Consider the following 7017-nt stretch of genomic DNA (forward strand, 5'->3'; position numbering starts at 1 on the left):
AAATGATTTATCTAGAAATGAAACCAGATGCACTTAAGTATCATCTTGAATACATTAGTAATAATAGCCCTAATAATGCAACTTGCTTAAAGGAAAAATTAAGAAAAGAACGGGATAAATATATCGAACTCATTTCTATGTCTGTTAGACGTACAGATGAATATAGATATTTAAAAAAGTGTAAAGTTCTTTATTATTTTCTGTATACTAATATTGAAAAAATTGCAACTGCAAATATTGTAGAAATGGAAAATTACGAAAAATCTTTTAGTTATTATTTTCCGAAATTTTTCGAAGATGTAGGAGAAGATAAATACATAGAAATTTCTAATAATTTGAAAACGTTATTTGAAAATGAATATAAACGCTTTAGTAAAGGATATTCAATTGAAATTGACAAAAAAAAGAAACGTTGGAACGCATATGAATATATAAAGCTTCTTCGAATAAAAGTTTGTCCATATTGCAATGCACAATTTACTTTAACTATCCATTCTACAAATGTTGAAACTGAAGGAGGTCCTTCAAGGGCTGAGCTTGATCATTTTATTCCCAAAAATGAATTTCCTATATTTTCTATGTCGTTATATAATTTAGTACCTAGTTGCAAAGTTTGTAATCAGTCTTTAAAACACTCGAGAAAAACTTCATTTTCAACTCACTTTAACCCATTTGACACAGAAATTAATAATCAATTTTATTTTTCTCGACAATTTAAAAAATATAAAAAGAAAAGAAATAAAATAAACTATGTTGATGCTATTTTAGGCGAAACTAATAATTTTGAAATCACTATATCTCCAAAAAACATATTTAATAATCTATCACTTACACCTGAAGAGAAAATACTTAATAAAAAGGTTAATAATAATATCAAACTGTTTCGATTAAAATCTATCTATAATCAACACAAAGATTTCATTCAAGAGAATATTTTAAAAGCTAGAATATATAATGAATTATATCTGCAACAGTTGCATTTAGATTTTCCTAACTTAATTCAAAATTACGATGTAAGGGTCTTGGTAACCAAAGAAGCATCAGAGTTTCAATATAATATTCTAAGTAAAGCTTTACACGATATTATAGAAACTGAAATTCTCTCTCCTAAAATTTAAATACTCTTAGAGAAGTGTTTCAAATTTTAAATTTTGAAGCGCTCCTCTAAGCCATTCATAATGAAAACGATTAAGAATTACTTAATATCCATTTTATATTTGAGATGTTTAAAGATTTAATCGATTATTTGTAATATTTGTTCATTTAATTCTTTGAAACTTTTACTCATTTTTACTGGAGATAGAAATAGTAATTCATTCACGAGCTTTACCATATATTCAGATTTAAGTACTTCATTATCATCTCGATTACTATCCTGTGAGGCATTGGATATAGCGTTCTCCATTTGAATGTTGGTTAAATCGTTAAAAAAAGTTAGAACAGATTTTGTTTTCTTTTTTTTCTCTTTAGAAAGTTGACTATCTTGGAAAGGTAAAAATAAATTAGAGGCAGTGATCTTTAATAATTTATATGTACAAACTGCAACCAATATATATCGTGTTTTAACACTTTCTGTATACATTAAATATAAATCATCGATTGTACGATCTATAGCTTGCGTGTGATTATTAGTATATTTCTTTAAATTTTTATTTAAACTATCATTTGTTAATTGTATTAACTCTTCAGTTGTAAATAGGTTATTAAGCTTTAATTCTTTTTCCTTAGCATTAATATATTCAAAAATATTTTCATTCTTTTTCATTTTTATACAAATCTCCAGTTATATTTAGATGGTAGCATCTCGTAATTAGTTTGATGATAAAAAATAGTGAATTCTGTTAAAGAGTGCCTCTCAATAAACTGTTGGAATATCATTTCGCAATTTAAACAGGGTTCCTTCTGAGAATAAATGAAAACTTTACAATCATATAATTTATGTTCAAACATATACTTACTGATATTTTCTAAAATGACACTTTCACTATCCTGTTTTCGTTCCCAAGATTGTTTTGTACGAATCCCTCTAGATCTATCGACTTTTAAATAATTGTATATGTATTGAGGGGATGAATAATATAGGTTAGAAATCATTTCATCCCATTTTGGATTTAAGTGCTTGTTTATTTGTTTTTTTAGATTAAGATAAGAATCTTTATTTTGAATTTTACATGTGGAGTAAAAATATTTTTCGAAATTATCTTTTTTAATAAGTCCTATTGCATAATTTCTATTTAAATGCTCAAAACAAGCATTTTTTCCAATATCACCATCTTTTTTTAATTGTACTATCATATCTTGCCAATCTAAGTACTTAGCTTTAAGATTAATGCCTTCTAAGCTGCTTTTATAATGTTTAATATGTAGTTGAGCCTTCATTATTATATATTCCCCTTTTAATTTATCTATCTATATTATAGTGTTTTTCAATAAAGTGTAAATTTATTATATTTTATATAAAAATAGTAAGTAACTTTATAATGTGTTTAGATACGAGAAATAATATATTACTAGACCTTGACAGGGCGGGGGTCGGGGGTTCAAGTCCCTCACAGGTCATCCATTTAACGGAAACCCTTGGTATTACTGATTTTTCAGTTATCAAGAGTTTTTGCTTTACAACCTTAAAATTGGTCAATATGGTTTAGCCTAAGGTATGAGCTGATTAACACAGATTATCGAGGAACAATCCCATTCTAGTTAGATAGAAGGGCTCTTTTTAAATCTAATTTTGCCCATGATATAATTTCATAACCTTGACCATTAAGTAAAATTTCTTGAACAGGTTGGAATTCATCTTTCGAAATAAATTCTCCGTGTGCTGCTCTATTTCTTAATGGAATAAGAGTTTCTAGTCTTGAAATGAATTGTCGATCCATTTCCCCTATGTTTTTATCCTTTAGGTACCCACAAATTTCTCTAAGCATCATTCTTTTTTGTTTACCCGTCTTATATAAGGAAATTAAATGTCTTAATTCTTGTTCCAATACACCGAGGTAACCCATCGTTATACTTGTATAGGATATTAGATCAGACTGTTTTTTCTGAATAAATTTCATTTGTGTAGTAATAGTTGCTAATGTCTTTAGAGATTCTTTTTCAAATGCATATAATTTATTAATTAAAATTTTATATTCATTATCCAATGGATCAAGACTTTTCCAGGAAACAAAAATTTCGTCAAGTAAAGGAATATCATTTTCCGAACTATGAAACTCCCACTTTACGAGTGTGTCGTTTGTATCAACAAATATAGTGGCACTCCAATATTTTTTTTCATCTGAAATACCTTCCAATATTGCTTGATATGCAAATTCAGACATTACTCTCATGGCATTATAATCAGGTTTGGCTCCATCTGGCAGTTGAACATATTCAGCCAAATTTCCAGTTGTAGGGGTTTTAGCTAGTTTAAATTCCGTTTCAGTCAAATTCCCTTTATCGGATAAGAAGAAAATCTTAGAGGAAAGGCACTGGATTATTTTATCTGAAGGACTTTCTTTTTTTAGTTCATATATAAGTTGTTCAAGTAAAGCGAGAACAAAGGATTTTTTACTTTCTGTTAAATTATGTGAAGGTATTAGTAAGTCTTCTTCGTGAATAATAAGGTTCTTATAAGGAGTATATAGTTTTTCTTTTAACTTTTTTCTCATTTTAGCAACTTTTATTTGATTGTGCTTATCTAATTTTACTTGGAGTTCTTTCTCTTTTTTTCGTTTAATTTCTTTGAGTTCTTCTGAATGTTGATCCTTTTCTAAACAACATTTCTTATATTTTAATCCTGAACCACAAGGACAGGGTTGATTTTTTGATGTTCTTAGATACATTTGAATTCCTCCATTAAATAATCATTAAATGCTGATAGCTCTTCATAACTATTATTTGTTTTATATTATAATGAAAGGTGCTAATGAATATATCGGTTTTAATGTAACAAATTCAAGATATATACAAATTTTTCTATGGTAGAAAAAATTAATACATAATCTAGAGATTAGCCAAGTTGACGTTTGTTTCAATTTAATTTTGCATTACTATACCATGCCTAATTGGAAATAAATGTTTATTAATCTTATTTTGGGGAGTCGGTCACGTGAACGGCTTCTTTTATTGATCGCTGCCATTCATCATGCTTCAATTCTAGTTGAATTGAATGAGAATATTTATCAGTTAGACACATCTGCTATAAAAACGATGTTGCGACAGCGACAGATTATGCTTAGATGGATGTTAAATCATTGAAAATAAAGAGTTTATGAGCATTTTCGATAGATTATATTGCGTATTCGATAGCCGATAAAAGATTGGAAAATGCAGTATTTATAAGGATTTTGAGGGGATTCGATAGCAGCCGATACACTTGCGATTGTTGAAGAATGTTAATTTATTTAAGTTTCAGCCATTTATATTGAGTTTGTATAGTGCTGTAGTAGCCAATGTTTTCTATTATCGTAATGAATTAAAACAAGCTATAGAATTTTTAGAAGAAGGCGACACACTCATAGTCACTAAGATTGATCGGCTAGCAAGAAGTATTGGTGACTTGAATAATATTATTAATGAATTAAAAGACAAAGGTGTAAACGTAAAATTTATTAAAGAGAACATGTTCTTTGAAGCAAAGGTGAAAGATGGAAGTTTACAAACACTACTCTTTAATATTCTAGGTTCATTTGCACAATTTGAACGTGACTTGATAGTAGAACGTACTGGTGAAGGTAGGGAACGTGCCAAGAAACAAGGTAAGCACATGGGGAGACCTGCTAAAAATGCAAAGGATATTGAGAAGGCTTTGAAATTGTATGATGATAGAGAATCAAACGGATTAAGTGTAAATGATATAGCAAAAATGACAGGTGTACCACGTTCTACAATATATGCTGAATTGAAAAAGATTAAAGGGTAGTTATTCAACTGCTCTTTTTTTATTACAAAAAACAGAAAAACAAATATCCTTATATTGGTCATATGGTAGAATGTACCTATGAAGAATAAGGGGAATTTGTGAGTTGATTAATGAATTCGAAATAAAAAGATTAGAAAAGAGACTAGATGAAATTGCAAATCAATATGTTAGTTAAGGTAAATATATTCTGATGAAGTAAGAAGTGAGTATATTTAAGTAAGAGAGAAGTATAATGCTTGAATAAAAAATCTCATTTATTCTAAATTAGGAGTGATGTAAATGCTAAAAGTGAGAGTATATGAATATTTAACACACAGGAAATGTGAAAACGAGGGTTATTGGAAAACAGGATGTAGAGCGGATGGGCATCGAATTGTGTATGAAGGAGTTACTAAAAGCACTCTTAGTAACTTTAAGACATTCTATGATAAAAGTAAAACAGGAGGATATAGATTAAGTAATTACGATATTATCGAATTCATAAATTCACATAATAACATCATTGTGGATCGTGTTTATTATTCAAGTGGTACTTTTTATCCTTTGAGCATGTACAAATATAAACCTGACCCAAATTGGGATAAAGAAAAATAAGATTTTTAAAAAGGGGAGGTAAGCAATTAATGAATTACCTTAAGGGATTTTTTATAATCTATATTGCTGCTACTGTAATTATCTTTTTTACTCAGATTAATTCGAGTTCATCTGGAGATTGTGATGATCCTGAAATTAAGGGGAATGAAACAACTTATAACGGAGAAAAAATTTATCATGTACCAGAAGGCGAATTTTATGATGTAACGGATGCTGAAGAGTGGTTCTGTACGGAAGAAGATGCTGAAGAAGCAGGATATCGAATGAGTGAAAGATGATAAAACGAATATTTTAATTGAGTCAGTGAGGGATCAGGAATGGCAGAATGTGCTTTTTGCAAGATAGTTAAGCCCGAAGATGAATTTTATATGTATAGTGAAACAAAGATGACCAGGGGAAGAATACAAAAGGGATATGTTTGTGAGCATTGTAGTAACTCAATATATGGTGACAAGTGGTATCCGATTACAGGTTATGATCAAGTATGCGAAATTAGTAAACTTGGCACTGTTAGGGAGATAAGGGAAGATAGGTATTACAATATCACTCATACACGAAATGCAAGCGTAAGTTATGTTTATTTAACTAAAAATGATAAAAAGATGAAGAAGCATATTCAATCATTAATGAAACGATTTATTTATACTGGTCAATGAGAAAAAAACTGTGTAACGAATAAATAAAATGACAATATTATCTTAAATATTAGGAGGATATGAAAATGGAAGAAAATAAGATTTGTGATTATTGCGATAAAAGTAATACTGAAGAGAATCTTAGGGGAGATGATGGCGTTTTCTATGATACAGGCAAAGGCAAGTACTATCTCTATATTGAACATTTTCACAATGAAATTAGCAGGATTGAAGTAGCTTACTGTCCTAAATGTGGAATGAAACTTGAACCAAAGAAAACAGTAAAGAGATTGAAAAAGCTAAGAATTGATCATGGTTATACGATTTACAGCCTAGCTAATAAGTTAAAGGTTGACTCTTCTTCAATAAGTTACTGGGAAAGTGGTAAAAAACATCCTAGGCATAAATTGATTATAGAGTTAGAGGACTTATTTGGAGTAAGTTATCGTGAGTTGTTCAGTGACTTATCGGATGAGGAAGTTAAAGAATTAGAGCAGCGTAAAAATAAAACTGATTAAAATAACTATTTCATTTATAAAATTCATCAACGTCTAGTATGCTAAATATGGTAAAATTCACTCATCCTAACTCCTATAAATAAATTAAATTACAGAACTTATACATAATAATATTATTATTTATAGGAGCAATGGAAGTTTTAATTATAAAGAGAAAATTAGAGGGGGGATAATTTATGGCGTGGGTAGGTTTATCGGCATTTTTAGCAACTATAGTATTTTTAGTATTAGCGGTGGTTTCATTGGACTGTCAACACTAAACTAAACAACTTTTTTAAGGTGTTCAAGTTTATATTGAATTGGGCTCGTGTAGTTTAGCGTCCCATGGATTCTAATATGATTGTACCAATGGATATAATCCATT

General features: G+C 29.1%; 10 protein-coding genes. 6 read left to right on the forward strand and 4 right to left on the reverse strand.

From position 1 onward, the window contains the following. Positions 1–2: 2 nt before the first annotated feature. Positions 3–1118: an HNH endonuclease gene (locus tag ACE199_RS21720; RefSeq protein WP_375351610.1), complete on the forward strand. Its 1116-nt coding sequence runs from the start codon at positions 3–5 to the stop codon at positions 1116–1118. A 116-nt stretch (positions 1119–1234) separates the two neighbouring features. Here ACE199_RS21720 and ACE199_RS21725 read toward each other — a convergent pair whose 3' ends face one another. The 3 genes from ACE199_RS21725 to ACE199_RS21735 form a co-directional block, all read right to left on the reverse strand. Further along, the gene (locus ACE199_RS21725; RefSeq protein WP_375351611.1) at positions 1235–1765 is read right to left on the reverse strand and encodes a hypothetical protein; all 531 of its coding nucleotides are present in this window, start codon (positions 1763–1765) and stop codon (positions 1235–1237) included. A 2-nt stretch (positions 1766–1767) separates the two neighbouring features. Continuing rightward, positions 1768–2379: a deaminase domain-containing protein gene (locus ACE199_RS21730; RefSeq protein ID WP_375351612.1), complete on the reverse strand. Its 612-nt coding sequence runs from the start codon at positions 2377–2379 to the stop codon at positions 1768–1770. A gap of 317 nt (positions 2380–2696) precedes the next feature. Continuing rightward, positions 2697–3827 carry an SEC-C domain-containing protein gene (locus ACE199_RS21735; RefSeq protein WP_375351614.1) on the reverse strand — a complete coding sequence of 377 codons (1131 nt, stop codon included), beginning with the start codon at positions 3825–3827 and terminating at the stop codon, positions 2697–2699. 533 nt (positions 3828–4360) lie between these two features. Here ACE199_RS21735 and ACE199_RS21740 point away from each other — a divergent pair. The 5 genes from ACE199_RS21740 to ACE199_RS21760 all read left to right on the forward strand — a co-directional run bounded on the left by ACE199_RS21740 (position 4361) and on the right by ACE199_RS21760 (position 6653). Then, on the forward strand, positions 4361–4906 hold the full coding sequence (locus tag ACE199_RS21740; RefSeq protein ID WP_375351615.1) for a recombinase family protein: 546 nt from the start codon (positions 4361–4363) through the stop codon (positions 4904–4906). 279 nt (positions 4907–5185) lie between these two features. After that, positions 5186–5500 carry a hypothetical protein gene (locus ACE199_RS21745; protein ID WP_375351617.1) on the forward strand — a complete coding sequence of 105 codons (315 nt, stop codon included), beginning with the start codon at positions 5186–5188 and terminating at the stop codon, positions 5498–5500. Positions 5501–5529: 29 nt separating this feature from the next. Next, positions 5530–5778 carry a sunset domain-containing protein gene (locus ACE199_RS21750; protein WP_375351618.1) on the forward strand — a complete coding sequence of 83 codons (249 nt, stop codon included), beginning with the start codon at positions 5530–5532 and terminating at the stop codon, positions 5776–5778. 39 nt (positions 5779–5817) lie between these two features. Continuing rightward, entirely contained in the window at positions 5818–6156 is a 339-nt protein-coding gene (locus ACE199_RS21755) for a hypothetical protein (protein WP_375351620.1), read from the forward strand. 65 nt (positions 6157–6221) lie between these two features. After that, complete coding sequence (locus ACE199_RS21760) at positions 6222–6653, forward strand: helix-turn-helix domain-containing protein (RefSeq protein ID WP_375351622.1); 432 nt, start codon at positions 6222–6224, stop codon at positions 6651–6653. Between the two features lie 261 nt (positions 6654–6914). Here the strand turns inward: ACE199_RS21760 and ACE199_RS21765 are convergent, their stop codons facing one another. Beyond that, entirely contained in the window at positions 6915–7016 is a 102-nt protein-coding gene (locus ACE199_RS21765; RefSeq protein ID WP_375349433.1) for an IS3 family transposase, read from the reverse strand. Position 7017 lies beyond the last annotated feature (1 nt).

This window comes from Peribacillus sp. Hz7 (genome assembly GCF_042136355.1).
Taxonomy (GTDB): Bacteria; Bacillota; Bacilli; order Bacillales; family DSM-1321; genus Peribacillus; species Peribacillus asahii_A.